This is a genomic window from Lelliottia nimipressuralis (genome assembly GCF_004402045.1).
GTDB lineage: Bacteria > Pseudomonadota > Gammaproteobacteria > Enterobacterales > Enterobacteriaceae > Enterobacter > Enterobacter chinensis.
The window spans coordinates 16,291-42,606 of the sequence record NZ_SOMG01000016.1 but is presented as its reverse complement, the minus strand read 5'-3'; the positions used below and the strand labels follow the sequence as shown (position 1 = coordinate 42,606).

Annotated in this window: 27 protein-coding genes, 1 tRNA gene and 3 pseudogenes; 23 read left to right on the top strand and 8 right to left on the bottom strand. The window is 52.5% G+C overall.

The features are described 5' to 3' along the window. The first annotated feature begins 155 nt into the window (after positions 1 to 155). Positions 156 to 776, top strand: a complete 621-nt coding sequence (locus E3U32_RS10320) for a TIGR04211 family SH3 domain-containing protein (RefSeq protein WP_134348914.1) — start codon at positions 156 to 158, stop codon at positions 774 to 776. Positions 777 to 836: 60 nt separating this feature from the next. Continuing rightward, positions 837 to 2,078: a multifunctional CCA addition/repair protein gene (locus E3U32_RS10315; RefSeq protein ID WP_134348714.1), complete on the top strand. Its 1,242-nt coding sequence runs from the start codon at positions 837 to 839 to the stop codon at positions 2,076 to 2,078. 10 nt (positions 2,079 to 2,088) lie between these two features. Here E3U32_RS10315 and bacA read toward each other — a convergent pair whose 3' ends face one another. Further along, positions 2,089 to 2,910: an undecaprenyl-diphosphate phosphatase gene (gene bacA, locus E3U32_RS10310; RefSeq protein ID WP_134348713.1), complete on the bottom strand. Its 822-nt coding sequence runs from the start codon at positions 2,908 to 2,910 to the stop codon at positions 2,089 to 2,091. Positions 2,911 to 3,015: 105 nt separating this feature from the next. Next, complete coding sequence (folB, locus tag E3U32_RS10305) at positions 3,016 to 3,384, bottom strand: bifunctional dihydroneopterin aldolase/7,8-dihydroneopterin epimerase (protein WP_134348712.1); 369 nt, start codon at positions 3,382 to 3,384, stop codon at positions 3,016 to 3,018. A 107-nt stretch (positions 3,385 to 3,491) separates the two neighbouring features. Here folB and plsY point away from each other — a divergent pair, with 107 nt between their 5' ends. From plsY to ureG, 10 genes are all read left to right on the top strand, one after another. Continuing rightward, positions 3,492 to 4,112 carry a glycerol-3-phosphate 1-O-acyltransferase PlsY gene (gene plsY / locus E3U32_RS10300; RefSeq protein WP_134348711.1) on the top strand — a complete coding sequence of 207 codons (621 nt, stop codon included), beginning with the start codon at positions 3,492 to 3,494 and terminating at the stop codon, positions 4,110 to 4,112. Positions 4,113 to 4,196: 84 nt separating this feature from the next. Beyond that, entirely contained in the window at positions 4,197 to 5,663 is a 1,467-nt protein-coding gene (locus E3U32_RS10295) for an MFS transporter (RefSeq protein ID WP_134348710.1), read from the top strand. A gap of 144 nt (positions 5,664 to 5,807) precedes the next feature. Then, positions 5,808 to 6,635 carry an urease accessory protein UreD gene (locus E3U32_RS10290; protein ID WP_134348709.1) on the top strand — a complete coding sequence of 276 codons (828 nt, stop codon included), beginning with the start codon at positions 5,808 to 5,810 and terminating at the stop codon, positions 6,633 to 6,635. A gap of 10 nt (positions 6,636 to 6,645) precedes the next feature. After that, on the top strand, positions 6,646 to 6,948 hold the full coding sequence (locus E3U32_RS10285; RefSeq protein ID WP_134348708.1) for an urease subunit gamma: 303 nt from the start codon (positions 6,646 to 6,648) through the stop codon (positions 6,946 to 6,948). 10 nt (positions 6,949 to 6,958) lie between these two features. Further along, a complete protein-coding gene (locus E3U32_RS10280; protein ID WP_134348707.1) occupies positions 6,959 to 7,273 on the top strand; it encodes an urease subunit beta in 315 nt (104 codons plus the stop codon). Beyond that, positions 7,266 to 8,969, top strand: a complete 1,704-nt coding sequence (ureC, locus tag E3U32_RS10275; protein WP_134348706.1) for an urease subunit alpha — start codon at positions 7,266 to 7,268, stop codon at positions 8,967 to 8,969. The genes E3U32_RS10280 and ureC overlap by 8 nt, the downstream gene beginning before the upstream one ends. A gap of 9 nt (positions 8,970 to 8,978) precedes the next feature. Further along, positions 8,979 to 9,437 carry an urease accessory protein UreE gene (gene ureE / locus E3U32_RS10270; protein WP_134348913.1) on the top strand — a complete coding sequence of 153 codons (459 nt, stop codon included), beginning with the start codon at positions 8,979 to 8,981 and terminating at the stop codon, positions 9,435 to 9,437. A gap of 9 nt (positions 9,438 to 9,446) precedes the next feature. After that, on the top strand, positions 9,447 to 9,986 hold the full coding sequence (locus E3U32_RS10265) for a HupE/UreJ family protein (RefSeq protein WP_134348704.1): 540 nt from the start codon (positions 9,447 to 9,449) through the stop codon (positions 9,984 to 9,986). Then, positions 9,986 to 10,660, top strand: coding sequence for an urease accessory protein UreF (locus E3U32_RS10260; RefSeq protein ID WP_134348702.1), 675 nt, complete (start codon positions 9,986 to 9,988; stop codon positions 10,658 to 10,660). The genes E3U32_RS10265 and E3U32_RS10260 overlap by 1 nt, the downstream gene beginning before the upstream one ends. A gap of 9 nt (positions 10,661 to 10,669) precedes the next feature. After that, positions 10,670 to 11,287, top strand: coding sequence for an urease accessory protein UreG (gene ureG, locus E3U32_RS10255; protein ID WP_014071813.1), 618 nt, complete (start codon positions 10,670 to 10,672; stop codon positions 11,285 to 11,287). 70 nt (positions 11,288 to 11,357) lie between these two features. Here the strand turns inward: ureG and tsaD are convergent, their stop codons facing one another. Next, positions 11,358 to 12,371: a tRNA (adenosine(37)-N6)-threonylcarbamoyltransferase complex transferase subunit TsaD gene (tsaD, locus tag E3U32_RS10250; protein WP_029741753.1), complete on the bottom strand. Its 1,014-nt coding sequence runs from the start codon at positions 12,369 to 12,371 to the stop codon at positions 11,358 to 11,360. Between the two features lie 236 nt (positions 12,372 to 12,607). Between tsaD and rpsU the strand changes: the two genes are divergently transcribed. The 3 genes from rpsU to rpoD all read left to right on the top strand — a co-directional run bounded on the left by rpsU (position 12,608) and on the right by rpoD (position 16,697). After that, on the top strand, positions 12,608 to 12,823 hold the full coding sequence (gene rpsU / locus E3U32_RS10245; RefSeq protein WP_001144069.1) for a 30S ribosomal protein S21: 216 nt from the start codon (positions 12,608 to 12,610) through the stop codon (positions 12,821 to 12,823). A gap of 115 nt (positions 12,824 to 12,938) precedes the next feature. Then, positions 12,939 to 14,684 carry a DNA primase gene (dnaG, locus tag E3U32_RS10240; RefSeq protein WP_134348700.1) on the top strand — a complete coding sequence of 582 codons (1,746 nt, stop codon included), beginning with the start codon at positions 12,939 to 12,941 and terminating at the stop codon, positions 14,682 to 14,684. 165 nt (positions 14,685 to 14,849) lie between these two features. Then, positions 14,850 to 16,697, top strand: a complete 1,848-nt coding sequence (gene rpoD / locus E3U32_RS10235) for an RNA polymerase sigma factor RpoD (RefSeq protein WP_023309228.1) — start codon at positions 14,850 to 14,852, stop codon at positions 16,695 to 16,697. A gap of 99 nt (positions 16,698 to 16,796) precedes the next feature. Here rpoD and mug read toward each other — a convergent pair whose 3' ends face one another. Continuing rightward, positions 16,797 to 17,303 carry a G/U mismatch-specific DNA glycosylase gene (gene mug, locus E3U32_RS10230; RefSeq protein ID WP_059310567.1) on the bottom strand — a complete coding sequence of 169 codons (507 nt, stop codon included), beginning with the start codon at positions 17,301 to 17,303 and terminating at the stop codon, positions 16,797 to 16,799. A 125-nt stretch (positions 17,304 to 17,428) separates the two neighbouring features. On the opposite strand from mug, the gene E3U32_RS10225 reads away from it, so the two are divergent. The 3 genes from E3U32_RS10225 to E3U32_RS10215 all read left to right on the top strand — a co-directional run bounded on the left by E3U32_RS10225 (position 17,429) and on the right by E3U32_RS10215 (position 19,350). Continuing rightward, positions 17,429 to 17,504, top strand: a tRNA-Ile gene (locus tag E3U32_RS10225). Positions 17,505 to 17,671: 167 nt separating this feature from the next. After that, positions 17,672 to 18,001: a DUF6388 family protein gene (locus E3U32_RS10220; protein WP_134348698.1), complete on the top strand. Its 330-nt coding sequence runs from the start codon at positions 17,672 to 17,674 to the stop codon at positions 17,999 to 18,001. A 704-nt stretch (positions 18,002 to 18,705) separates the two neighbouring features. Next, on the top strand, positions 18,706 to 19,350 hold the full coding sequence (locus E3U32_RS10215; protein ID WP_134348696.1) for a hypothetical protein: 645 nt from the start codon (positions 18,706 to 18,708) through the stop codon (positions 19,348 to 19,350). A 59-nt stretch (positions 19,351 to 19,409) separates the two neighbouring features. Here the strand turns inward: E3U32_RS10215 and E3U32_RS10210 are convergent, their stop codons facing one another. Next, positions 19,410 to 19,706 (bottom strand): recombinase family protein, encoded by a 297-nt coding sequence (locus E3U32_RS10210; RefSeq protein WP_435659343.1) that lies wholly within the window; start codon positions 19,704 to 19,706, stop codon positions 19,410 to 19,412. Positions 19,707 to 19,792: 86 nt separating this feature from the next. Between E3U32_RS10210 and E3U32_RS10205 the strand changes: the two genes are divergently transcribed. Beyond that, a protein-coding gene (locus tag E3U32_RS10205; RefSeq protein WP_134348694.1) for an IS3 family transposase occupies positions 19,793 to 20,898 on the top strand; the annotation gives its coding sequence in 2 pieces (ribosomal slippage) (positions 19,793 to 20,054 and positions 20,054 to 20,898; 1,107 coding nt in all). Between the two features lie 16 nt (positions 20,899 to 20,914). Here the strand turns inward: E3U32_RS10205 and E3U32_RS10200 are convergent. Continuing rightward, positions 20,915 to 21,082: pseudogene (locus tag E3U32_RS10200) on the bottom strand (phage baseplate assembly protein V); the annotation flags it as partial. A gap of 108 nt (positions 21,083 to 21,190) precedes the next feature. Here E3U32_RS10200 and E3U32_RS10195 point away from each other — a divergent pair. After that, positions 21,191 to 22,942 (top strand): hypothetical protein, encoded by a 1,752-nt coding sequence (locus tag E3U32_RS10195; RefSeq protein WP_134348692.1) that lies wholly within the window; start codon positions 21,191 to 21,193, stop codon positions 22,940 to 22,942. Positions 22,943 to 22,968: 26 nt separating this feature from the next. Here E3U32_RS10195 and E3U32_RS10190 read toward each other — a convergent pair whose 3' ends face one another. Beyond that, on the bottom strand, positions 22,969 to 23,412 hold the full coding sequence (locus E3U32_RS10190; protein ID WP_134348690.1) for a phage virion morphogenesis protein: 444 nt from the start codon (positions 23,410 to 23,412) through the stop codon (positions 22,969 to 22,971). Beyond that, positions 23,405 to 23,551, bottom strand: a pseudogene (locus tag E3U32_RS10185) (phage tail protein); the annotation flags it as partial. The pseudogene E3U32_RS10185 and the gene E3U32_RS10190, both read right to left, overlap by 8 nt. Positions 23,552 to 23,715: 164 nt before the next feature. On the opposite strand from E3U32_RS10185, the gene E3U32_RS10180 reads away from it, so the two are divergent. The 3 genes and pseudogenes from E3U32_RS10180 (at position 23,716) to E3U32_RS10170 (ending at position 26,257) form a co-directional block, all read left to right on the top strand. Beyond that, entirely contained in the window at positions 23,716 to 24,321 is a 606-nt protein-coding gene (locus tag E3U32_RS10180; protein ID WP_134348689.1) for a phage repressor protein CI, read from the top strand. Positions 24,322 to 24,332: 11 nt separating this feature from the next. Continuing rightward, positions 24,333 to 25,235 carry a hypothetical protein gene (locus E3U32_RS10175; protein ID WP_134348688.1) on the top strand — a complete coding sequence of 301 codons (903 nt, stop codon included), beginning with the start codon at positions 24,333 to 24,335 and terminating at the stop codon, positions 25,233 to 25,235. Positions 25,236 to 25,243: 8 nt separating this feature from the next. Further along, positions 25,244 to 26,257: pseudogene (locus tag E3U32_RS10170) on the top strand (phage integrase). Positions 26,258 to 26,316: the final 59 nt, after the last annotated feature.

Sequence of the window (26,316 nt, the reverse complement as noted above, 5' to 3'; positions counted from 1 at the left end):
AGTATTTTGCGCCAAATTGCCATGCAATGAGCAATTTGACGGGCGTAAATGTATAGAGTCGTGACACAGATGATTCTGATTGCTGACGAATGCTTTGCGTAGAGACACTGTTGCCACTACTATCGTTCCACTATTTATGAAAATAACGACTAATGATGCTTAAATTACGCCTGATTGGACTTACTTTACTCGCTTTTAGCGCCGCAACCGCAGTGCACGCTGAAGAGAAGCGTTACGTTTCTGACGAACTGAACACCTGGGTACGCAGTGGCCCTGGAGATAATTATCGCCTCGTGGGCACGGTGAATGCCGGCGAGGAAGTGACGCTGGTGCAGACCAACGCGGACACCAACTACGGCCAGGTGCGCGACAGTACCGGTCGTACCTCCTGGATCCCGCTGAAAGAGCTAAGCACCGTGCCTAGCCTGCGCACCCGCGTCCCGGACCTGGAAAACCAGGTGAAAACCCTGACCGACAAGCTGAACAACATCGACGGAACCTGGAACCAGCGCACCGCTGAAATGCAGCAGAAAGTCGCGCAAAGCGACGGTGTGATTAACGGTCTGAAAGAAGAGAACCAGAAACTGAAAAACGAGCTGATTGTCGCGCAGAAGAAAGTGAATGCCGCCAATCTGCAGCTTGATGACAAACAGCGCACCATCATCATGCAGTGGTTTATGTATGGCGGCGGCGTTCTGGGCGTCGGTCTGGTACTGGGTCTGGTTCTGCCGCATCTGATCCCAAGCCGTAAGCGTAAAGACCGCTGGATGAACTAATTCGTCTTCTCTGCCAGACTTACGTATTATCTTGCCAAAAGAGAAAACGGGAGTGTAGGCGTGAAGAGCTATCTGGTCGGTGGTGCGGTACGTGATGCGTTGTTAGGTCTGCCGGTCAAAGATAAAGACTGGGTGGTGGTTGGCGCCACCCCTGAAGAGATGCTCGACGCGGGCTACCAGCAGGTAGGCCGCGATTTTCCCGTGTTTTTGCACCCGCAAAGCCGCGAAGAGTATGCCCTGGCGCGTACCGAGCGGAAATCAGGTTCGGGCTATACCGGCTTCACCTGCTATGCCGCGCCGGATGTCACGCTAGAGCAAGATCTCCTGCGCCGCGATCTCACCATCAACGCGCTGGCGCAGGACGAGAACGGCCAGATCGTTGACGCTTATGGCGGCCAGGACGATCTACGCAACCGTCTTTTACGTCACGTCTCCCCGGCGTTTTCTGAAGATCCGCTCCGCGTACTGCGCGTGGCGCGCTTTGCCGCGCGTTATGCCCATCTCAGCTTCCGTATTGCCGATGAGACGATGGCGCTGATGACCGCCATGACCGAGGCGGGCGAGCTTGCACACCTGACACCAGAGCGCGTCTGGAAAGAGACGGAAAATGCCCTCACCACGCGTAACCCGCAGGTCTTTTTCCAGGTCCTGCGCGACTGCGGCGCACTGAAGGTGCTGTTCCCGGAAATAGACGCGCTGTTTGGCGTTCCTGCTCCGGCGAAATGGCATCCGGAAATTGATACCGGCGTGCACACGCTGATGACGCTCAGTATGGCGGCCATGCTCAGCCCCGACGTGGACGTGCGTTTTTCCACCCTGTGCCACGATCTCGGCAAAGGCTTAACGCCAAAAGAATTCTGGCCTCGCCACCACGGACACGGCCCGGCTGGGGTGAAGCTGGTCGAAGGGCTGTGCCAGCGTCTGCGCGTCCCGAACGAGATCCGCGATCTGGCGAAACTGGTGGCCGAGTTCCACGACCTGATCCACACCTTCCCGATTTTGAAGCCGGCCACCATCGTCAAGCTGTTCGATAACATCGACGCCTGGCGCAAACCCCAGCGCGTGGAGCAAATTGCGCTCACCAGCGAAGCGGACGTGCGCGGTCGTACCGGGTTTGAAGCGTGCGATTACCCGCAGGGACGTTTACTGCGTAAAGCCTGGGACGTGGCGAAAGCGGTGCCGACGAAAGACGTTGTTGATGCGGGATTCAAAGGACCGGAGATTCGGGAAGAGCTCACGAAACGGCGAATTCAGGTGGTATCGGACTGGAAGGAACGGCATTGCCCTCAGCCAAAAGACTGAGGGCAATCGGTCAGAAGAAGACCACGTACACCGCAGCCGCCACGATAAAGCGATAGATCGCGAACGGAATAAACGAGATACGCTTAATCAACTGCAGGAAGGTTTTGATGGCAATCAGCGCCACGATAAACGCGGTGATGAAGCCAACGGCGAACATTGGAATATCGCCAGCCGTCAGGAAGTGATAGCTCTTATAGACGTCGAGTACGGTTGCACCCATCATCATCGGCACCGCCAGCAGGAACGAAAACTCGGATGCGGCGTAACGGCTTACGCCCATCAGCATCCCGCCGGAGATGGTTGCGCCTGAACGCGAGAAGCCCGGCCACAGCGCCAGACACTGGAAGCAGCCAATGATAAATGCCTGACGATACGTCATATCGTCCAGACCTTCCGCGCGCGGCGTTTTTGGCTTCAGCACTTCTGCGGCGATCAGCAGGAAGCCCCCCACCACCAGCGCGTACATCACGTTAATCGGGTTAAACAGAGATTTAATGGCGTCGTGGAAAACCAGACCCAGCACCACTGCAGGGACCATCCCGAGCAGAATATGGATCAGTGACAAACGCCCTTTACCGGCCCCTTCGTGCTGAGGCGGACGACCAAAATGGATGCCGATCAGACCAAACAGGCGACGCCAGAACATCACGACTACCGCCAGAATAGACCCCAGCTGAATCACCACTTCAAACGTTTTAGCGGTATCACCTTCAAAGCCCAGCAGATGGCCAACGATAATCATATGGCCCGTACTGGAAACCGGTAAAAATTCCGTCAATCCTTCGACCACACCCAGTATTGCCGCCACCAGCAGCGAGTGCATATCGCTCATCTATAAACCCCTAAAAAGATATAAAAAAACGGTGTCCCTACAGACAACCGAGAAAGATACAGCCTTAAGACCGGTATAACCTACAATGGTTTAGCTATTATGACGTTAAATCTTTCCTTTCAGATTTGTGCCACGCTCGATGATAACGCCCACATTGGCGGCACGCGCCACCGCGCCCGGCTTGCTCAGCTTGATGCGCACCCACGGTGAGTTGAATTTATTCAGCAGTAATTCTGCGACTTCTTCAGCCACCCGTTCGACGAGCGCAAAACGTTGCCCTTCAACGTGGGCGATGACCGTTTCACTGATGTCGGCATAGCTCAGACAGTCATTCACGTCATCGCTTTTTGCCGATTTGCGGTTATCCCAGCCCATTTCGATATCGAACACCAGCTTCTGCTCGATGGTCTGTTCCCAGTCGTAAACACCAATTGTGGTGATTACCGAAAGTTGCTCTATAAATACAATATCCATCACGACCTGCCTGCTTTTTGGCTAAACCGGATACCACTTCCGGCGAATTATGCGTATTATCCACAGATGCTGAGAATACAGATACATTTTCAAAACGGAACAGCGTTATGAGTGCAATCGCGCCTGGAATGATCATCCTCGCCTATCTTTGCGGCTCAATCTCCAGCGCCATTCTGGTCTGCCGCATCGCCGGGTTACCTGACCCGCGTGAAAGTGGTTCCGGGAATCCGGGGGCGACCAACGTACTACGAATTGGCGGCAAGGGAGCAGCCGTAGCGGTTTTGATTTTTGATGTTCTGAAAGGAATGCTACCCGTCTGGGGCGCGTATGCGCTGGGCGTCACGCCGTTCTGGCTGGGGCTCATTGCTATTGCTGCCTGCGTCGGTCACATCTGGCCCGTATTCTTCGGCTTCAAAGGTGGCAAAGGCGTGGCTACCGCTTTTGGCGCCATTGCGCCTATCGGCTGGGACTTAACCGGCGTTATGGCCGGTACCTGGCTGCTGACCATTCTTCTGAGCGGCTATTCGTCGCTGGGCGCCATTGTCAGCGCGCTGATCGCCCCGTTCTACGTCTGGTGGTTTAAACCTCAGTTTACCTTCCCGGTATCGATGCTCTCCTGCCTTATCCTGCTGCGCCATCACGATAATATTCAGCGCCTGTGGCGTCGTCAGGAGACCAAAATCTGGACGAAGCTCAAGAGGAAGAAAAAAGACGCTCCGAAAGGTTAGTTATGCCTTATAGCCAAATGTGATTTTGGCCATCTTCTGCCTGTGGTAACTGTTAGAGACACAACACAACCACATTAGAAGAAAATGGCAGACATTACAGACACCACTCCCCTTTCAACACCACAACATTCAGCGGATGGCGACGTCCATTGGGTACGCAGCGCCGCTGACGTCTCGCGGCTGGTCAATCATGGTTCTCAGGGACGGGCGAATGCGCGTATCGTCATCGGTATCGCGCTGGGCGGTATTTTCCTCGATGCCTACGACCTCGGCGCGCTGGCCTTCGGCATAAAAGACATTACCCGCGAATTTAACCTCACGCCAGCAGGCACCGGCATGGTGGCCTCGGCCATTACCTTCGGGGCTATTGTCGGGGCGCTGCTCGGCGGATATCTTACGGACAAGATTGGCCGCTACCGGGTCTTTATGGCCGACATGCTCTTCTTCGTGGTGGCCGCCATCGCCTGTGCGCTGGCGCCCAACGAATACGCGCTGGCGGGCGCCCGCTTTGTGATGGGTCTCGGCGTGGGGATCGACCTTCCCGTGGCGATGGCGTTTCTGAGCGAGTTTGCCAAACTCAAAGGCCCGGGGAATAAGGCCTCCAGCGTCGCAATGTGGTGCCCTACCTGGTATGCCGCCATCAGCATCTCCTACCTGCTGGTGCTCTTCTTCTACGCCGTACTGCCGGAAAGCCACAGCGACTGGCTATGGCGTTTGATTCTGGGCTTTGGCGCGGTGCCGGCGCTGGTGATTATCGCCATCCGCAGCCGCTATATGAGCGAATCGCCGGTCTGGGCAGCGAATCAGGGCAACCTGAAAGAGGCAGCCTCGATCCTGCGCCAGTCCTATAACATCAATGCCCACGTGCCGCAGGACGCGCTCAGCCAGCCAGCGCCCGTGGTCAACAAGGCAAAATGGTCAAACTACCTGAACCTGTTCCGCGGAATCTATTTACGCCGCACGACGCTCGCCACGCTGCTGTCTGTCGTCTCTTCCTTCGCCTATAACGCCGTGGCGTTTGGTCTGCCGGTGATCATCTCCAGCTTCTTTGTCCAGTCGATGCTCACCACCATTCTGATTTCTCTGGTACTTAACCTGCTATTTGCCTTCGTCGGCGGGCTGCTGGCGGTACGCTACGTGCCTCGCTTCGGTGCCTGGCGGATGTCACTTGCGGGCTATGCCTGCCAGCTGGTTGCGCTGCTCGGGCTGGCGCTGGTAGGACGACCTGAAGGCGCAGCGGAAGGTGTGGTTGCCGTCGGGATGCTGGCGTTATTCCTGTTCGGCCAGGGCTTTGGGCCGGGCGCGCATACCATGACGTTTGCCTCGCTGAGCTACCCGACCTCGCTGCGCGGCGTCGGCGTGGGCCTCAACCAGACGCTGATGCGCAGCAGCTCGACGCTGTCGCTATTCCTGTTCCCGCTGCTGGTTGCCTCGCTGGATACCGCCGTGTTCTGGGTGATTGCGCTGGCGCCGTTTATCGGCCTGGCGTCGCTGCTGGCGATCCGCTGGGAACCGTCCGGATATGATGTGGATGCAGAGGATTACCGCTAGCCTTTCTTGCCGGGTGGCGCTGAGCTTACCCGGCCTATATTACTGAAACCGTCCCGTTTTTTATCCATAAGCGACTCATATGACAGCCTTCAATTCTGCCAGGGCATACTGAAACGACCCCGATGATGAGCAGATGGATGCAGCATGTTAGCAGCTCAGGTCACTGATAATACGTATAAAGGCTGGCAGGCGTCGCTTGCCCTGCAGTTTTGTCATACCCCTGAGAAAACCCTCCTGCACTCTGCTCATCACCTCGGGCCGCTTACCGTTCAGCGTCCGTTTTATCCAGAAGGTGAAACCTGCCATCTCTATCTGCTGCACCCACCTGGTGGCGTTGTGGGCGGCGATACGCTGGATATTTCTGTCCGGCTGGACGCCAACAGCCACGCGCTCATCACCATGCCCGGCGCCAGCAAGTTCTATCGCAGCAGCGGCCCGCTGGCACGCCTTAATCAGCACTTTTATCTCGATGATGGCTCCACGCTCGAGTGGCTGCCGCAGGACACCATTGTCTTTCCCGGCGCGAATGCCGCGCTGCGTTCCATCTTCCACCTGAAGGCGTCCAGCACGCTGCTGGCGTGGGAGCTGTACTGCCTGGGGCGCCCGGTGATCGATGAGACCTTCAGCCACGGCACGCTGGAGAGCCGTCTTGAGGTCTGGGTCGACGACGCGCCGCGCCTGATTGAGCGCCAGCATCTCAGCGACGGCGATCTCACGCCCGTTGCCGGGCATCCGTGGCTTGGCACGCTGCTGTTTTATCCAGCCGGGGAAGCGCACCTCGACACGGTGCGCGAACTGCTCGCCCCGCTGGGTACCTTTGCCGGCGCAACGCTCACTGACGATCTGCTGTCGGTGCGTTTTCTCTCCCACGATAACCTGATTTGTCAGCGGGTGATGCGCGACATCTGGCAGTCGCTTCGCCCGCTTCTCACCACAAAAACCGCCTGTTCGCCGCGTATCTGGCAGACATAAGAGAAACGTTATGGAACTGACCCCCAGAGAAAAAGACAAGCTGTTGCTGTTCACCGCCGCGCTGGTTGCCGAACGCCGCCTTGCGCGCGGGGTAAAGCTCAATTACCCGGAATCGGTCGCGCTGATCAGCGCTTTCATTATGGAAGGCGCGCGCGATGGCGAAACCGTCGCCTCACTGATGGAAGCGGGCCGCCACGTTCTGACGCGCGACCAGGTGATGGAGGGCGTGCCGGAGATGATCCCGAATATTCAGGTCGAAGCGACCTTCCCGGACGGATCCAAGCTCGTCACCGTCCACAACCCGATCGTCTAAGGAGCGCGTGATGATCCCAGGCGAATACCAGATCAAGCCCGGCAATATCGCCCTCAACGTCGGGCGAGAAACCCGGCGCGTCATCGTCGAAAACCACGGTGACCGGCCGATCCAGGTCGGATCGCACTACCACTTTTACGAGGTCAACCCGGCGCTGAAGTTTAACCGGGAAACCACCAAAGGCTACCGGCTGAATATTCCGGCGGGCACCGCCGTACGTTTTGAACCCGGCCAGAAGCGCGAAGTGACGCTGGTACAGGTTACAGGGGCGCAGCGCATAGTCGGTTTTCGCGGCGAGGTAATGGGAGAGGTGAAAAATGGCTGAGATTTCGCGCCAGGCTTACGCCGATATGTTCGGCCCTACCACCGGCGATAAAGTGCGGCTGGCCGACAGCGAGCTGTGGATCGAAGTGGAAGACGATCTCACGATCTACGGTGAAGAGGTCAAGTTCGGCGGCGGGAAAGTGATCCGCGACGGCATGGGTCAGGGGCAGATGACCGCAGACGACTGCGTGGATCTGGTGCTGACCAACGCGCTGATCGTCGATCACTGGGGGATCGTAAAGGCCGATATCGGCGTGAAGAACGGGCGGATCTTTGCCGTCGGTAAAGCCGGTAACCCGGATATTCAGCCCGGCGTAACGATCCCAATTGGCGCCGCGACGGAAGCGATCGCCGCCGAAGGGAAGATCGTCACCGCCGGCGGGATCGACACCCACATCCACTGGATCTGCCCGCAACAGGCGGAAGAGGCGCTGGTCTCCGGCGTCACGACCATGATCGGCGGCGGTACCGGGCCCGCGGCGGGCACCAACGCCACCACCTGCACGCCGGGGCCGTGGTATATCGCCCGCATGCTACAGGCTGCTGATACCTTGCCGGTCAATATCGGCCTGCTCGGCAAGGGCAACGGTTCAAACCCGGAGGCCCTGCGCGAGCAAATCGCAGCCGGCGCCATTGGGCTGAAGATCCACGAAGACTGGGGCGCGACGCCTGCGGCAATCAACTGCTCGCTGGAGGTGGCTGAAGAGATGGATATTCAGGTGGCGCTGCACAGCGACACGCTGAACGAGTCCGGATTTGTGGAAGACACGCTGGCCGCCATTGGCGGGCGCACCATCCACACCTTTCACACCGAAGGGGCGGGCGGCGGCCATGCGCCGGATATTATTACCGCCTGCGCACACCCGAATATTCTGCCCTCTTCCACCAACCCGACGCTGCCCTACACGGTGAATACCATCGACGAGCATCTCGACATGCTGATGGTGTGTCATCACCTCGATCCGGATATCGCCGAAGATGTCGCCTTTGCCGAATCGCGCATTCGCCGGGAAACCATCGCCGCCGAAGACGTGCTGCACGATATCGGCGCGTTTTCACTCACCTCGTCAGACTCTCAGGCAATGGGCCGCGTAGGGGAAGTGATTATCCGCACCTGGCAGGTGGCGCACCGCATGAAGGTCCAGCGCGGCGCCCTGCCGGAAGAGACTGGCGAAAACGACAATTTCCGCGTGAAGCGCTATGTCGCCAAATACACCATTAACCCGGCGCTGACGCACGGCATCGCCCATGAAGTGGGTTCCATCGAGGCGGGCAAGCTGGCGGATTTAGTGGTCTGGTCCCCGGCGTTCTTCGGCGTCAAACCCGCCACCATCGTCAAGGGCGGGATGATCGCCTGCGCGCCGATGGGCGATATCAACGCCTCTATTCCCACGCCGCAGCCGGTGCATTATCGCCCGATGTTTGGCGCGCTGGGTGCCGCGCGCCACGCCACCCGGCTGACGTTTGTCTCGCAGGCCGCCAGTGCCAACGGCATCCCGCAACGGCTTAACCTGCAGAGCGCCACGGCGGTGGTGAAAGGCTGCCGGACGGTCAAAAAAGCGGACATGATCCACAACGGCCTGCAGCCGAATATCACCGTCGATTCGCAAACCTACGAGGTGCGCGTCGACGGCGAACTGATTACCAGCGAACCGGCTGACGTTCTGCCGATGGCGCAACGCTATTTCCTGTTTTGAGGAGTGATGATGATCTATTTAACCCAACGCCTGGACCATGCGCACCCGATTACCGCCAGCGTCACGCTGCCGATTGACGTGCGGGTGAAAAGCCGCGCCCGCGTATCGCTCAACGACGGCCGCGAAGCCGGGCTGATGCTGCCGCGCGGCCTGCTGCTGCGCGGGGGCGATCTGCTAACCACCGACGACGGCAGCGAAGTGATCGAAGTGATCGCCGCCCCGGAGTCCGTCTCCGTGGTGCGCTGCGCCGATCCGTTCCTGCTCGCCCGCGCCTGCTACCACCTGGGCAACCGCCACGTGCCGCTGCAGATCATGCCCGGCGAGCTGCGCTATCACCACGATCACGTTCTCGACGACATGCTGCGCCAGTTCGGGCTGGAAGTGGCCTACGCCAGCCTGCCGTTTGAACCGGAAGCGGGCGCTTACACCAGCGATGCCCACAGCCACTCTCACGCTCATTCACATTAAGGATTAATCATGCGTAAGTATTTACCTCTGCTGCTTCTGGCCTTTTCCGTTCCGGCGCTCGCCCACCCCGGCCACGGCGCCGACAGCTTTCAGGCCGGTTTTCTCCACCCGCTGACCGGGCTCGATCACCTGCTGATGCTGGCGGGCGCAGGCGTGCTCTCGGCGCTGAGCGGTCGCAAACTCCTGCTGCCGTTTGCCACCCTCGGGATGATGCTTGTCGGCGCCGTTGCGGGCAGCCTGCTCGGCGGCTTTAGCGGCATGGAGATGCTGATTATCGCCTCGCTGGCGGTCTGCGGCGTGATGATGTTTAAAACCGAAAACCGTCTGCTGCTGGCAGTGCCCGCGCTGGCGATGTTCCACGGCTGGGCGCACGGCGTGGAGATGTCCGGCCATAGCTTCTGGCTCTTCACCAGCGGGTTTATGCTCGCCAGCGCCACGGTGCTGTGCGTCAGTTTCGCCGCAGGATTGCTGCTGCGCCGTCACGACGGCCTGCGTAAAACCTTCGGCGGCGGGCTGATCGTCTCTGCCCTTCTGGCGTTGATGAGCTGATGGAACGCTCCCGCCAGTGGCTGCGCCTGATGCAGCTCTCGAGCAGCAGCCTGCCGGTTGGGTCGTTTACCTGGTCGCAGGGGCTGGAATGGGCTGTTGAAGCAGGCTGGGTTACCGACGCCGAGGCCTTTAAACTCTGGCAAATCCAGCAGATGGAGCAGAGCTTTTTCTGCGTCGATCTGCCGCTGTTTCACCGTCTCTGCCAGGCCTGCGTGCAGGACGATCTGCCGGCGGCCACGCGCTGGACGTCCTGGCTGCTCGCCTGCCGGGAAACGCGCGAGCTGCGCGACGAGGAGCGCAACCGTGGAGCGGCCTTTACGCGTCTCATCAAAAGCTGGGAGCCTGACTGTTCGCCCGCGTGGTTAGCGCTGTGTCTGCAAAGCCAGCTCTGCGGCATGGCGTGGCTCGGCGCACGCTGGGGCATTAGCGTGCGCGAGCTGGCTCTGAGCCTGGGCTACAGCTGGATTGAGAGCGCGGTGATGGCGGGCGTCAAGCTGGTGCCGTTTGGGCAACAGGCCGCACAGCAGCTGATTATCGCGCTGAGCGACCATTTTGCCGCGGGTTTTGAACAAGCATTTTTGCGCAGTGATGACGCGCTGGGGGCTGCTACGCCGCTGTCCGCCATCGCCTCTGCGCGGCACGAAACACAATATTCACGACTATTCCGTTCCTGAGGAAGCAACATGGCTGATTACAAACATCCCCTGCGCGTTGGCGTGGGCGGCCCGGTAGGGTCGGGCAAAACCGCACTGCTGGAAGCGCTCTGCAAGGCAATGCGCGACACGTATCACCTGGCGGTGGTAACGAATGACATCTACACCAAAGAGGATCAGCGCATCCTGACCGAAGCGGGAGCCCTGGAGCCGGAGCGCATCGTCGGCGTGGAGACCGGCGGCTGCCCGCATACCGCCATCCGCGAAGATGCCTCGATGAACCTCGCGGCAGTGGAAGCGCTCAGCGAGAAGTTCGGCAATCTGGATCTGATCTTCGTTGAAAGCGGCGGCGACAACCTGAGCGCGACCTTCAGCCCGGAGCTGGCGGATCTGACCATTTACGTGATTGACGTGGCCGAAGGGGAAAAAATCCCCCGCAAGGGCGGACCGGGGATCACCAAATCCGATTTTCTGGTGATCAACAAAACCGATCTTGCGCCGTATGTGGGTGCTTCGCTGGAGGTGATGGAGCGCGATACCAACCGCATGCGCGGCGAGCGTCCGTGGACGTTTACCAACCTGAAGGCGGGTGACGGTTTAGCGACGATAATTGCGTTTCTGGAAGAGAAAGGGATGTTGCGGGTGTAGTGCGGGTTATTGCACGTTGGCACATGTGGATGTTGTAGGCCCGGTAAGCGCAGCGCCACCGGGCAAAAACTCACGCCTCCGGCAGTTCCGCCAGCGGCCAGCGCGGACGCACGGACACGCTCAGGTCGGACGTTGCACCCGCATTCAGGCGCACCATCCCGGCGTAGGCGATCATCGCCCCGTTATCGGTACAGAACTCCGGACGGGCATAGAACACTTCTCCGCGACGCTTTTGCATCATCTCGGCAAGCTTCGCGCGCAGCGTGCGGTTAGCGCTCACGCCACCGGCCATCACCAGACGCTTAAAGCCGGTCTGATCCAGCGCGCGCTTGCACTTGATCATCAGCGTATCGACTACCGCATCTTCGAACGCACGGGCGATATCAGCACGGGTCTGCTCGCTGTCGTCATTATTGCGGATAGTATTGGCCGCGAAGGTTTTCAGCCCGGAGAAGCTGAAATCCAGCCCTGGACGGTCGGTCATCGGGCGCGGGAAGACAAAGCGCCCTTCCGTTCCCTGCGACGCCATTTTTGACAGCATCGGGCCACCCGGGTAATCCAGCCCCAGCAGCTTGGCGGTTTTGTCGAACGCTTCGCCGGCGGCATCGTCGATCGACTCACCCAGCAGCTCGTACTTGCCAATGCCCGTAACGCTAATCAGCTGCGTATGACCGCCGGAGACCAGCAGCGCCACAAACGGAAACTCAGGCGGATTCTCTTCCAGCATCGGCGCCAGAAGATGCCCTTCCATATGGTGAACCGGAATGGCCGGAACATCCCACGCGAAGGCCAGCGAACGACCAACCGTAGCGCCGACCAGCAGCGCGCCGACCAGGCCCGGACCCGCGGTGTAGGCCACGGCATCAATATCGTTTGAACTCAACCCGGCCTCTTTCAGCGCCGCCTGAATCAGGGGAACCGTTTTACGCACATGGTCACGAGAGGCCAGTTCAGGCACGACGCCGCCGTAGTCAGCGTGCAATTTCACCTGACTATACAGCTGGTTGGCCAGAAGGCCTTTTTCGTCGTCGTAAATGGCGATGCCGGTTTCATCGCAGGATGTTTCAATACCCAGTACACGCATGACTTGTTTTACCTCGTTTCAATACCGCGCAGTGTAGAGCCTGGGCGGGTTGATGTAAAACTTTGTTCGCCCCAGGAAGAAGGCTCGTGTATACTCCTCACCCTTATTAAAGTCCCTTTCAAAATCGCATCGGTGCTTTACAAAGCAGCAGCATTTGCAGTAAAATTCCGCACCATTTTGAAATAAGCTGGCGTTGATGCCAGCGGCAAACCGAATTTATTAAAGGTGAGAGTTACATGCCGGTAATTAAAGTACGTGAAAACGAGCCGTTCGACGTAGCACTGCGTCGCTTCAAACGTTCATGCGAGAAAGCAGGTGTTCTGGCTGAAGTTCGTCGTCGTGAGTTTTATGAAAAACCAACGACCGAACGTAAGCGCGCTAAAGCTTCCGCTGTGAAACGTCACGCGAAGAAACTGGCTCGCGAAAACGCACGCCGTACTCGTCTGTACTAATTGGTTGAGGGCCAAAGCCCTCAATTGACAGACAGAGTAATAGTCGTAAGGCCGTGCTTCCGGAAGGAATGCGCGGCTTGTTTTCGTTTATAAGTCGCTTAAAATTTTGGGGCATATGGCCGGAAGAATCCCACGCGTTTTCATCAATGACCTGCTTGCCAGAACCGACATCGTCGATCTCATCGACGCGCGGGTAAAGCTAAAAAAGCAGGGCAAGAACTACCATGCGTGCTGTCCGTTCCATAACGAAAAAACCCCCTCCTTCACCGTAAACGGTGAAAAGCAGTTCTACCATTGCTTCGGCTGTGGCGCACACGGTAATGCCGTCGATTTTTTGATGAACTACGACAAGCTCGAGTTCGTTGAAACCGTCGAAGAGCTGGCGGCGATGCATAACCTTGAAGTGCCGTATGAAGCAGGCAGTGGGCCAAGTCAGATCGAGCGCCATCAACGGCAAACGCTGTATCAACTGATGGATGGCCTGAATTCGTTTTACCAACAGTCTCTTAAGCACTCTGCGGCTGAGCCTGCGCGTCAGTATCTGAACAAGCGCGGACTGAGCGACGATGTCATTGCGCGTTTCGCTATTGGTTACGCCCCGCCCGGCTGGGACAACGTGTTAAAGCGTTTTGGCGGCAATAGCGAAGATCGTAAGTCTCTTATCGATGCAGGCATGCTGGTCACCAACGACCAGGGACGAAGCTACGACCGCTTCCGCGAACGGGTGATGTTCCCGATCCGCGACAAGCGTGGCCGGGTAATTGGTTTTGGTGGTCGCGTGCTGGGTGATGCCCTGCCGAAGTACCTCAACTCCCCGGAAACCGATATTTTCCATAAGGGCCGTCAGCTGTACGGTCTTTATGAGGCGCAGCAGGATAATGCGGAACCTCCGCGTCTGCTGGTCGTCGAAGGCTATATGGACGTCGTGGCGCTGGCGCAGTACGACATCAACTACGCGGTTGCGTCGTTAGGTACGTCCACCACGGCGGATCATATCCAGCTGCTGTTCCGCGTGACCAACAACGTGATTTGTTGTTACGACGGAGACCGCGCCGGACGCGACGCCGCCTGGCGAGCGCTGGAAACCGCGCTGCCGTATATGACCGACGGCCGTCAGCTACGCTTTATGTTCCTGCCCGATGGTGAAGACCCGGATACGCTGGTGCGTAAAGAGGGCAAAGCGGCGTTTGAAGCGCGGATGGAGCAGGCACAGCCGCTCTCCACGTTTTTGTTTAACAGCCTGATGCCGCAGGTCGATTTGAGTACTCCTGACGGGCGCGCGCAGCTCAGTACGCTGGCGCTGCCGTTAATCAGCCAGGTGCCCGGCGAAACGCTGCGCATCTATCTGCGTCAGGAATTAGGCAACAAGCTCGGCATTCTGGATGACAGCCAGCTTGAACGTTTAATGCCTAAACACGCTGAAAACGGCACGGTTCGCGCCGCGCCTCAGCTAAAACGCACAACCATGCGTATACTGATAGGGTTGCTGGTACAAAACCCCGAGCTTGCACCTCAGGTGCCGTCGCTGGCGGGTTTGAACCACGAAAAATTGCCCGGACTTGGCTTATTTTCAGAACTGGTCAACACTTGTTTGTCTCAGCCAGGTCTGACCACCGGACAACTTTTAGAGCATTATCGCGGCACAAAAGAAGCCGCTACCCTTGAAAAATTGTCGATGTGGGACGATATAGCAGATAAGGACATTGCAGAAAAAACGTTCACCGACTCACTCAACCATATGTTTGATTCGATGCTTGAGCTGCGCCAGGAAGAGTTGATTGCTCGCGAGCGCACACACGGTTTAAGCAGCGAAGAACGCCGGGAGCTCTGGATGATTAACCAGGAACTGGCGAAGAAATAAGTCAAAGACAACAGTATTTAACGGCTTAAGTGCCGAATATCGATCGGGAAGCCCCCGGCAGCCGCACTGAGAGGCAGCGGCAAAAATATAAGTACGCCCTCGCTTTAAATGTTGGTAGCCCCATCGCCGACACCAATCAAACGAATTAAGTGTGGATACCGTCTTATGGAGCAAAACCCGCAGTCACAGCTGAAACTTCTTGTCCAACGTGGTAAGGAGCAAGGCTATCTGACCTATGCCGAGGTCAATGACCATCTGCCGGAAGATATCGTCGATTCAGATCAAATCGAAGACATCATCCAAATGATCAATGACATGGGCATTCAGGTGATGGAAGAAGCACCGGATGCCGATGATCTGTTGCTGGCTGAAACCTCCAACAACACTGACGAAGATGCGGAAGAAGCTGCTGCACAGGTACTGTCCAGCGTGGAATCTGAAATCGGGCGTACTACTGACCCGGTCCGCATGTACATGCGCGAAATGGGTACCGTTGAACTGTTGACCCGCGAAGGCGAAATTGACATCGCAAAACGCATCGAAGACGGGATCAACCAGGTTCAGTGCTCTGTTGCCGAGTACCCGGAAGCGATCACCTATCTGCTTGAGCAGTACGATCGCGTTGAAGCGGAAGAAGCGCGCCTGTCTGACCTGATCACCGGTTTTGTCGACCCGAACGCTGAAGAAGATATGGCGCCTACCGCCACTCACGTCGGTTCTGAACTGTCTCAGGAAGAGATGGATGATGACGAAGACGAAGATGAGGAAGAGAGTGACGACGACACCGCGGATGATGACAACAGCATCGACCCGGAGCTGGCGCGTGAGAAGTTTGCCGAACTGCGTACCCAGTACGAAGTGACGCGTGACACCATCAAAGCGAAAGGCCGCAGCCATGCCGCCGCTCAGGAAGAGATCCTGAAACTGTCTGAAGTGTTCAAACAGTTCCGCCTGGTGCCAAAACAGTTCGACTACCTGGTAAACAGCATGCGCGTGATGATGGATCGCGTACGTACCCAGGAACGCATCATCATGAAGCTGTGCGTTGAGCAGTGCAAAATGCCGAAGAAGAACTTCATCACCCTCTTCACCGGCAACGAAACCAGCGAAACCTGGTTCAACGCGGCTATCGCGATGAACAAGCCGTGGTCTGAAAAACTGCACGACGTGAAGGACGATGTGCATCGCGGCCTGCAGAAACTGCATCAGATTGAAGAAGAGACTGGCCTGACCATCGAGCAGGTTAAAGATATCAACCGTCGTATGTCCATCGGTGAAGCGAAAGCCCGCCGTGCGAAGAAAGAGATGGTTGAAGCGAACTTGCGTCTGGTTATCTCTATCGCCAAGAAATACACCAACCGTGGTCTGCAGTTCCTGGATCTGATTCAGGAAGGCAACATCGGTCTGATGAAAGCGGTAGATAAGTTTGAATACCGTCGTGGCTACAAGTTCTCCACCTACGCAACCTGGTGGATCCGTCAGGCTATCACCCGCTCTATCGCGGATCAGGCGCGCACCATCCGTATTCCGGTGCATATGATTGAGACCATCAACAAGCTCAACCGTATTTCCCGCCAGATGCTGCAGGAGATGGGCCGCGAGCCGACGCCGGAAGAGCTGGCCGAGCGCATGCTGATGCCGGAAGACAAGATCCGTAAAGTGCTGAAGATCGCCAAAGAGCCAATCTCCATGGAAACACCAATCGGTGATGATGAAGATTCGCATCTGGGTGATTTCATCGAGGATACCACCCTCGAGTTGCCGCTGGACTCTGCCACCACCGAGAGCCTGCGTGCTGCAACGCACGACGTGCTGGCTGGCCTGACCGCCCGTGAAGCGAAAGTACTGCGTATGCGTTTCGGTATTGATATGAACACCGACCACACGCTGGAAGAAGTGGGTAAACAGTTCGACGTGACCCGCGAACGTATCCGTCAGATCGAAGCGAAGGCGCTGCGTAAGCTGCGTCATCCAAGCCGCTCTGAAGTGCTGCGTAGCTTCCTGGACGATTAATCAGTCCTGACAGTGAAAAAGCTCCCAACCGGGAGCTTTTTTTTTGTTTATTCCCTCTCCCTGTGGGCTGAGGGTCAGGGCATCAGGCTGCAGAGGCCCCTAAAGCCCCCGCACCATCAGCGCCTCATCGAGTTCCCGATACGCCTCCACCAGCTTATCCAGCGTCGCCCTGTTGAGCCCACTCGGATTCGGCAGCACCCACACCTGCGTCACGCCGATGGTGATGGCCTGCTTGCCCCACTGCGCCCCGCGCTGGCTGAACGCCTGCTCGTAGGCCTGCTTACCGAGGATCGCCAGCGCGGCCGGCTGATAATCTTCTATCTTTTTGACCAGCTCTCTCCCGCCGCTTCGCAGCTCATGCAGGTTAACCTCGCTCGCCTGCACCGTAGGCCGCTCGACCAGCATGGTGATCCCGCAGCGCGTATCCAGCAGATGCTGCTCCTCTTCGGGCTTGAGTAGCCTGTCGGTAAACCCAGCCTGGTAGATCACCTTCCAGAAGCGATTGCCCGGATGGGCGAAGTGAAAGCCGGTGTGCGCCGAGGACTTGCCTGGGTTAATTCCGCAGAACACAACCCTCAGGCCAGGGGCCAGAATATCGTTGATCATCTTTACTCCCGATCGATACATCGTGAGTGAAGTATAAAGGATTGATTATGCGTTGTTTATAAAAACAGCAGGCAGGTGTGAATGGCTGGATTGCTGCGGGGAGTTACTTTATAATTCACCGCCACGGCCCCTTAGCTCAGTGGTTAGAGCAGGCGACTCATAATCGCTTGGTCGCTGGTTCAAGTCCAGCAGGGGCCACCAGATATACCAAGGGCTGGAGAGAAATCTCCGGCCCTTTTACTTTTTATCGGGGATACTTCGGGGATACCGTAGTAAGGGTAGATTGGTGACTCAGAAGTAACTATTTTGCTCCGACATTGCTTTACCTCTGGCATAACGTAATTATTTTTTTTCAGAGGACACACACAGTGAAAACACGGAATGATTGTTTTGCAGAACTGCGTAAACTTTTTGTTGACGCTAACCCCGCCCATATCCGGCAGACTGAAAGAGAAGCTGATCACGAAGCGGCGGCACTGGGGCTGGAAAGAAACCAGTTTATAAGCGAACAAATTAACCTGGCTTTCGGGCACTACCTTAACACCCTGCCCGGCGATACCACCGTAAGTGTTATTGAAATGGTGACAACGGACGAACACACCAAAAAGGCATTGCTGAGAGAATATTACCAGGAGATCGCGGAATCGCTTGGCATGGATGTAGAGGATTTTTTAAGAGAGAACCGAATCGTTCTATGATGCTGGTCGTACCCACCAGTATTTAAAACTGGTGGGTACGACTACGTCATACACCAAAGCTCTTCTCACCAACCCACCCCGTAGGGGACAATATAGGTTTTAACTTTCCAGTCACTAGCCCGCACCATGCAAAACGACTATCAGTGTCTTCCTGGCACAGGCTCTCAATATAAGTAAGTGGAATCCAACTCACCAAATCACCTATATTCAGCTTCGGCCCCCTTGGACCGGATGTTTCTGCAACAACCATAAACCCCCCATCGTTTGAGGATACCCTCAAAATCATGCGTTGGATGCCAGATTCTGTGCACACAGGATCTGTTCCATTCGGTCCAGGCATTACAAGAGCGATTAGTGGGGCGTTTTTTTTCAGACTGCAATCCAGATAAATGCACGCATAGAAAAAAGCGGCTTCATTATCCGTGAAAATCAAATCTGAAGGAGATGCCTTATCAGCACGCCTATTTATAAGTTTGCTGAATAATTTATTTAACATAAAACCTCACAATAAAAATAAAAATCAATGTTTTATACCTTATTCATTTTATTTTTATTTGAGTAAGAATGGCATGAAGCATTCATAACAATGGATGTAAATTTTCATCCATTCTCACTGTTAGCGCTTAGATCGCACTTTTACACATAGATTAATGACATTCACTGATCAAAAATTAGCGACAAACCCTACAAGTAAGGAAGTGAAAATGTCCCGCATTAACAAGATAATGTCTGGAGATAAGGACATAACTGAAGATGTCTTAAGTGTAATCACAATTACTGGTATCACCCCCGATATTCTTGATAGATTTAGTTCACTTTTAGTAATGCAAATCTATACGGCCTTTATGTCTAGGACTGAAGATCCTTTCCGCATTTGTCATGAAATTCTTTGTTTAGAAGGCAAGCCTTTACATGGAGGAAGTCACACTAAGCCACCAAAAATGTTCAACCGTAAACCTTATCTAAAAGGCCTGTGGCATAAGCACTATCAGGGAGTTGGTGTTCCCTCAATGGCTCAAAATCTACGTAACTCCTTGCAGAAATACGGAATTCCTTACTTGCAAGAGATTTTGGATGAATCAGAACGTACAGGAGTAACCCACTACTTGACTGAGGAAGATGCAAAAAAAATTGCCCATCAAGTAGTCACAGAACACTACATGAGGCGGTCGTCTGACAGGGAAATGACAGGACATTGGATTATTTATACTACTTTTGAAGAGAAAAACTATTACCTCAGTTTAGGAAAGCATACTGATGATGAAGCAGAACTGAGAAAAATGATTGAAATCAGTTGTAGTTATGAGTTTCAGTTTCTCAGCAGTATTTTAGAAAAACTACCAGAATAGTTAATTTACTCAGGCAATAGCAGGGGCTTAATTAAAGCCCCAATAACTCCATAAACAATTCATTTTTTGAACCTATAAATAGTAGTTTTTCCGGCAGTAATACCACGCCCAGCCAGCTCCGCCGCAATCTGCGGGTAACTCAATCCTTTTGACCACAGGCTAGCAATCAGATCACCGTGTTCAAACTGCGGGCGGCCACAATGCCCCCCTTCGGCTTTAGCACGGGCAATGCCAGCTTCACGGCGTTCTGCAATAATACTTTTCTCCATTTCCGCAAAGCCCGCCATCATATGAAGCATCATTTGCCCGGCTGGTGTGCTCAGGTCGAAACCTTCACACAGGCTTATCAGCTTCACGCCTTTGTGTAAGCATCCCGGTAAACCGGACCATTCACTTTTAGAGATCTTCCGACATACTGATTATTTCCCCTGAGGAGATCACCATGCGTAAAGCCCGATTCACCGAACACCAGATCATTGCCGTTCTGAAGTCCGTCGAAGCCGGACGTACCGTCAAGGATGTCTGCCGTGAAGCCGGTATTTCTGAGGCCAGCTATTACAACTGGAAAGCGAAGTTTGGCGGGATGGAAGCCTCTGAGATCAAAAAGATGAAAGACCTGGAGGATGAGAACCGGCGCCTCAAACAGATGTTTGCTGATCTCAGCCTTGAATGCCGGGCCCTGAAAGACGTCATCGAAAAAAAGCTTTAACACCAGCGATAAAGCGTGAGCTGGTCAGCTATCTGATCGCGCAGTTTGCCATGAGCTTACGCCAGGCCTGCAGGACATTGTCGCTGAGCAGGACGGTATTTCGTTATCAGCCGGATACGCGACGTGATGAACCGGTGATTATGGCTCTGACCGTGGCGGCTGAACGCTATCCGCGATACGGATTTAAAAAGCTTTTTCAGGTCCTTCGCAGGCAGGGCAATAGCTGGAATCATAAAAGAGTTCACCGTATTTACTGCCTGCTGAAACTGAATTTTCGCCGTAAGGGAAAACAGCGCCTGCCGGTACGTAATCCGGCTCCGCTGGCAACGCCGGAGGCGATGAACCAGAGCTGGTCCATCGATTTTATGCACGATGCGCTGGTCTGCGGCAGACGCTTCAGGACCTTCAATGTGGTGGATGACTTTAACCGCGAAGCGCTGGCAATTGAAATCGATCTGAATATCCCGGCACAGCGGGTGGTCAGGGTGCTGGAAAGGATCGTGGCAAACCGGGGTTATCCGCTGAAACTGCGGATGGACAACAGCCCGGAACTCATTTCGCTGGCGCAGTGGGCAGAAGAGCATGGAGTGATACTGGAATTTATCAAACCTGGCAAGCCAACACAGAATGCGTTTATCGAACGTTTTAACCGGACCTACCGGACAGAAATACTGGATTTTTATTTATTCAGAACGCTGAATGAAGCACGGGAAATTACAGAGCGCTGGGTGGCTGAATATAACAGCGAACGGCCTCATGAATCCCTGAACAACCTGACGCCGGAAGAGTACCGGCTGATGGCTGAAACACCGGAAATCTCAAAAAGTGCGTGGAACTAAAACGGGTGTGCTTACAATCCGGCGACGGGCACCATGCGCGCAGTGTCAGCCAGTTAATCCAGTTGGTTTCAAGCTCGCCCACTTTCACCCGGCACAGCCAGTTTTCCCGGTCCGCTTCGGTTACGGTTCCAGTGCGGATCAGGTTGGTGATAAGACGCATGATTTCGGTTAGTTGTGCGTTCATTCTCCAATTTTCAATCAAACACTTGAGGTCACAAACAAACCGTGTTTGTATGACGCAACAAACAATGTGCAAAAAATGTATTTAAGGCTCAAAAAATAAGGTTTTAAAATGAAATTTAGAAGACTACATAATTGGAGCAATATTGAAAAATGCACTTCACTTATTTATTTTACCGAGTTAATGGAGGAACTTCTCTTTGATTACACCCATAGTACGTATAAACCCTCTATAATGAACACACCAAGTTTATGTATAGAGGCAATATCAACTATCGATGATATTGAAAAAGGTAGCATAAGTCCCGCACACATATCCCATGTCATTGACGAGTTAACCAAAAACATTAAAAATGATGATATCGCAGTCAGCCTTCTAAAAACTCCTTTAGGTTCATTTTTAGATCAACTTAACAACAATCCGTTAGGAAATAAAAATCTGAAGATAACTCTTGAGTTACTGAAGGTACACCTTAATATTGGTAATTATGAAAACAGACTCATCAGTGAACTTTGTTCTACAATAACTTCAGAATACAATCCCGATAAGATCCGAAGACTTACAAGACTATTAATTACCCATTTTATATCCAAAGGCCTGAGTCAGGAATATTTAATGGAAAGTTTAAAGAAACACTTCTTCCAAAGAGAACGAGAAATTAGTTCAAATCAAGAGATTATTCCGTTTCTAGAAAATATCCCCACAAAGACTCAAACATATTCTGTTTATTTTAATGCTGATAAATCATTTAGCTACATCACTCCATGCTTATCACAATTAGAAATTGAGGTTGTTCTTGCAACTCCAGAACATATCAATGAACAAGAATTTTTCGATAACCATGAGCAACGAACTATTTTAGTTAAGCAAGTTAAAGCACTTGATCCATTTACTGCAAGAAGGAAAGCTGAAAGAAACTTAAAACTAGCATCAACTTTGCTATCACTCTATCATCATAAACAAGAAGCATCATGGTCTGCAGAGAATATTGTAGTGAATGAGCGCAGGGAAATTTTCAATATAAAAAATAGCATCAACCCAATGCACCGCTGTAAAGATCTGGTTCAAGAATACGCAAGCAGAAGACTTGAAGAATTCATGAACAACTTCAGAATGCGTGAGGATTCTTTCAATAAGTTTATAAGAAGCGCACAATTACATTCAATGGCACTCCGGACAAATGCTGTTGAAAACCAGCTTCTAAATTTATGGATTGCTATCGAATCACTCATCCCTGACGAATCTAAAAAAGAAGATCAATCCACAATAGAACATATAGTTAATTCAGTTATACCATTTTTAAACCTAAATTACATTGAAGACCTAGTAAGAAACCTTATAAAAGATTTGCAACGATGGAACTACCCACGCACTATGTCTCTTCTAAGACTGATTGGAAATGACGACATAGCTAAATCACTAGTGATTCTTATTGTTTCTCAAGAACACGCCCCTAGCATCAATCAGTTTAAGATAGAATTAGCACAATTCCCATTATTGAAAGAGAGATTTGAATATATTAGCAACTTAATATCCTCAACTGAAACTATTTCTCAAGCACTCAAAAACCATGCAGAAAGAATTAATTGGCAAATAAAGAGAATTTATAGAACAAGAAACTTAATAGTTCACACAGGGCAAACCCCATCGAAAACAAATATTTTAGTTGAACATGCCCATATCTACTTAGACACAATCATTAACTCTTTAATAAAGCTATCCTCCCATCCGGTAGAGATACTTTCTGTGGCACAAGGTTTCCGAAGCGTTGAAATGAAATATAAAATGCACCTTCAAAAAATTGATAAAAGAAACACCACCCTCACCCCTGAAAATATCATTAATTTCATATTCAACCAATAGACTTCAATTTACAACACACTGAAGTACTAAACTAGCCAGTACATCAGTGTGTTTCGAACCAAAACTGCCATATCTTTATTTACGCCAAGAAGACGTCGTTGCGGGTATTTCACTTTAAAACTATGGCGACTTACCTTATCACGTAAGCCGTAATGATGAACACGGGCAATACGCTGGACCTTTCCATCAAAATACACGCTGGAAGAGTCCGAAGTGGCGTCTGTTTTAAGATATTTAGTGGTGCGCAATTTGGCGAACATCTGGCGCTTGATGCGCCCCTTTTTACTTCTGGTCGTCACCCGGCGCGCCTCAAAGGCGGTGCCGTCTGGATTGCGCTGCAGCCTGATGTTTTGCTGTTGCGACCGGCGCAACTCCTGCGACAGTTGTCGCATCATACGGTTGCGGGCTGCCGGTTCCAGATTCGCCAGCAGGGCCGCCAGCCAGTCATCCACCCTCTGCAGGTCATCCACGTTTCACCGTCCACATTTCTTCGGGTACGTCGGGTTCCGGCACCGCTTCAACGCTCGATACGGTGCCGTCTGTGCTGACAATCACACGCTCCGTGAGCTGCAGATTGAGGCTGAGATCACACAGATCGTTACGGCGGCAAAACTCTTCGACAGTGATGTACGGTTCAGAAATTACGAGATTGATTGATGGACGCATTGAAAGTTTACGGGTCATGATGCACTATCCTCTGTTGAGTTCTAGCCAACTCTATTTATCACTATTAAACATGTCTTGATACGATAAGTGAATATTAGGATCACAAATTGGAAAGCTCAACGAAATATTTTACGAATCGTAAAGCACCAGCTTTACCAAAGGGTGGAAAAGAACCCATTGAGCGTATCGTTCAAGCATATGGCTTTTCATCCCGACAAGCGCTGTGCCGCCATTTAGATGTGTCACAGAGCACGATGGCTAACCGCATAATGCGTGGGAATTTTCCTGCTGATTGGATTCTGATTTGTTCGATGGAAACAGGCACTTCATTAGAGTGGCTGACGTATGGTCGCGGTGATTCGAACATCACAAAGCAAGATGAAACACCAACCAAAATCGAACTAAAAAAAATCACAAATGGAAAGTTTTCATCATCGGATTGGGTTGACTATGACGCTCAGCTCTTACCAAGTGATGTAAAAGCACCTCTGTTAGTACATTTCGAGAAGCAAAATTACCTAGTAGATATGACTACCGCTGAGATCACTGATGGGCTGTGGCTTATCGAGATTGATAAGCTCATTAGCGTTAAAGAGTTGTACCGTTTTCCCGGCAGACGCATTCATGTAGAGAATGGCAAAGCATCATTTGAATGCAAAGCAGATGATATTAAAGTTCTTGGAAAGGTTGTTGCCAAGACTGAGTTTTTATAAAGGAATCTAGAATGGACAGTAGCGTTGAAAGAAATGAAGAGATATCCGCCTCAGTTGTTGCTGAAAACACGAGTTCAGAATCTCTTAAGACATGTTTCGTAATAATGCCAATCGCGGATATGAATGGTTATGAGACACGCCACTTTGATAGAGTCTATAGCCATATCATCAAACCTGCCTGTGAAAAAGCAGGGTTCTCTCCCATTAGGGCTGATGAGGTTAGTAGTTCAAATTTAATCGTACTTGATATTTTGAGAAGAATTGTTGAATGTGATATTGCCATCTGTGATTTAAGCGGAAGAAACCCTAACGTTATGTATGAACTTGGGCTAAGGCAGGCTTTCAATAAGAAAACAGTTTTAATTAAAGATGACAAAACTATAAGCCCTTTTGATGTTCAGGCCTTTAGATATTGTGAATATGACATTAGTCTTAGAATCGATAATGCATTTAATAACATATCATCAATCGAAAAGGCGTTAAAATCTACTTCGGCTGCTGATGAAAGTGATGTAAATTCAATTGTTCAACTACTGAAAATACAACCAGCACAAGTTGGTGAAAAGACAATTTTAAGTTCAACTGACACACTTATCTTAGATGCAATCAACGATTTAAACAGTCGTTTTAATAGTCTATCAGATAAACAACTCTCACCACAAAAAATAATAAAGCTGATGGATGGCCCAACAAAAACGGGGGAGTCTTTCTTGTATCAAATCAATACTTATAAGCGAGATGCATACTATAAAAACTCATACTTTAAAGCAGGCGAATTTCTAGGTGATTATGTAGGGATGGATAAAGACCCATCAGGAAAACTGTGTCACGTTTTTAAAAATAAAAACAAACTTACTTTCTTTGAAAAAGAATCTCCTGATTTGGAATTTATAACAGAAGATCTGGATTTTTAAGTAATATTATGGCGACAAGCAAGTTACCAAACGGAAAGTGGCAGGTACAGATTTTCCCTAGTGGCCGTGACGGCAAAAGAATACGCCGTCAATTTGCCACCAAAGGCGAAGCATAGTCTTATGAGAAATTTGTGAGAGATCAGGCTCACGACAAACCGTGGCTGGGAGAGAAAACAGATAAACGTCGGGTAATTGAGCTGGTTGAATTATGGTTTAACACGCATGGCATCACGTTGGCGGATGGCCAAAAGCGACGAACCACTATGGCTTTCGCCTGTGAGGCAATGGGAAATCCACTTGCTACCGAATTCAACGCGAAGATTTTCGCGTCATACCGTGAGCAGCGGCTAAGTGGCAAAATCACTCGTTCAAGTCGAGTTAAGGCGGTAACACCACGTACGGTGAATTTAGAATTGGCTTACTTCCGGGCGATGTTTAATGAGCTGCGACGATTGGATGAATGGACTGCACCCAATCCGCTAGAAAATGTTCGAGAGTTTAAAATCAGTGAATCGGAAATGACATATCTCACCATTGAGGAAATAAGAACCCTCCTCTCTGAATGCGAGAACAGCCGCTCCAAAGACCTAACTACCATTGTAAAAATCTGCCTAGCAACTGGAGCACGGTGGAGTGAAGCGGAAGGGTTGAAGGGAAACCAAATCCGAGAAGGCCAGATCATCTATGTAAAAACTAAAGGCAAGAAAAACCGAGCGGTGCCGATAACTGAAAAGTTGCAGGCTGAACTGCCATCAAGCAGGAAAGCGCAATTGCTCTTTAAACCTTGTTACTCCGCATTTAGAAAGGGTATGCAACGTGCAGGCATCGAGACACCTACTGGACAGTTAACACACGTCTTGCGACACACCTTCGCATCTCATCTCATGATGAACGGGGGTAATGTTCTTGTGCTTCAGCGGATATTAGGGCATACGGATATCAAAGTTACGATGCGGTATGCACACTTTGCTCCTGACCATTTGGCTGAAGCTAAGTTACTAAACCCCCTTGAACGTCTGTAAGCATGATGACATATATCTTTACGACATCTTGTCATGATAATTATACGTAAACGCGATAA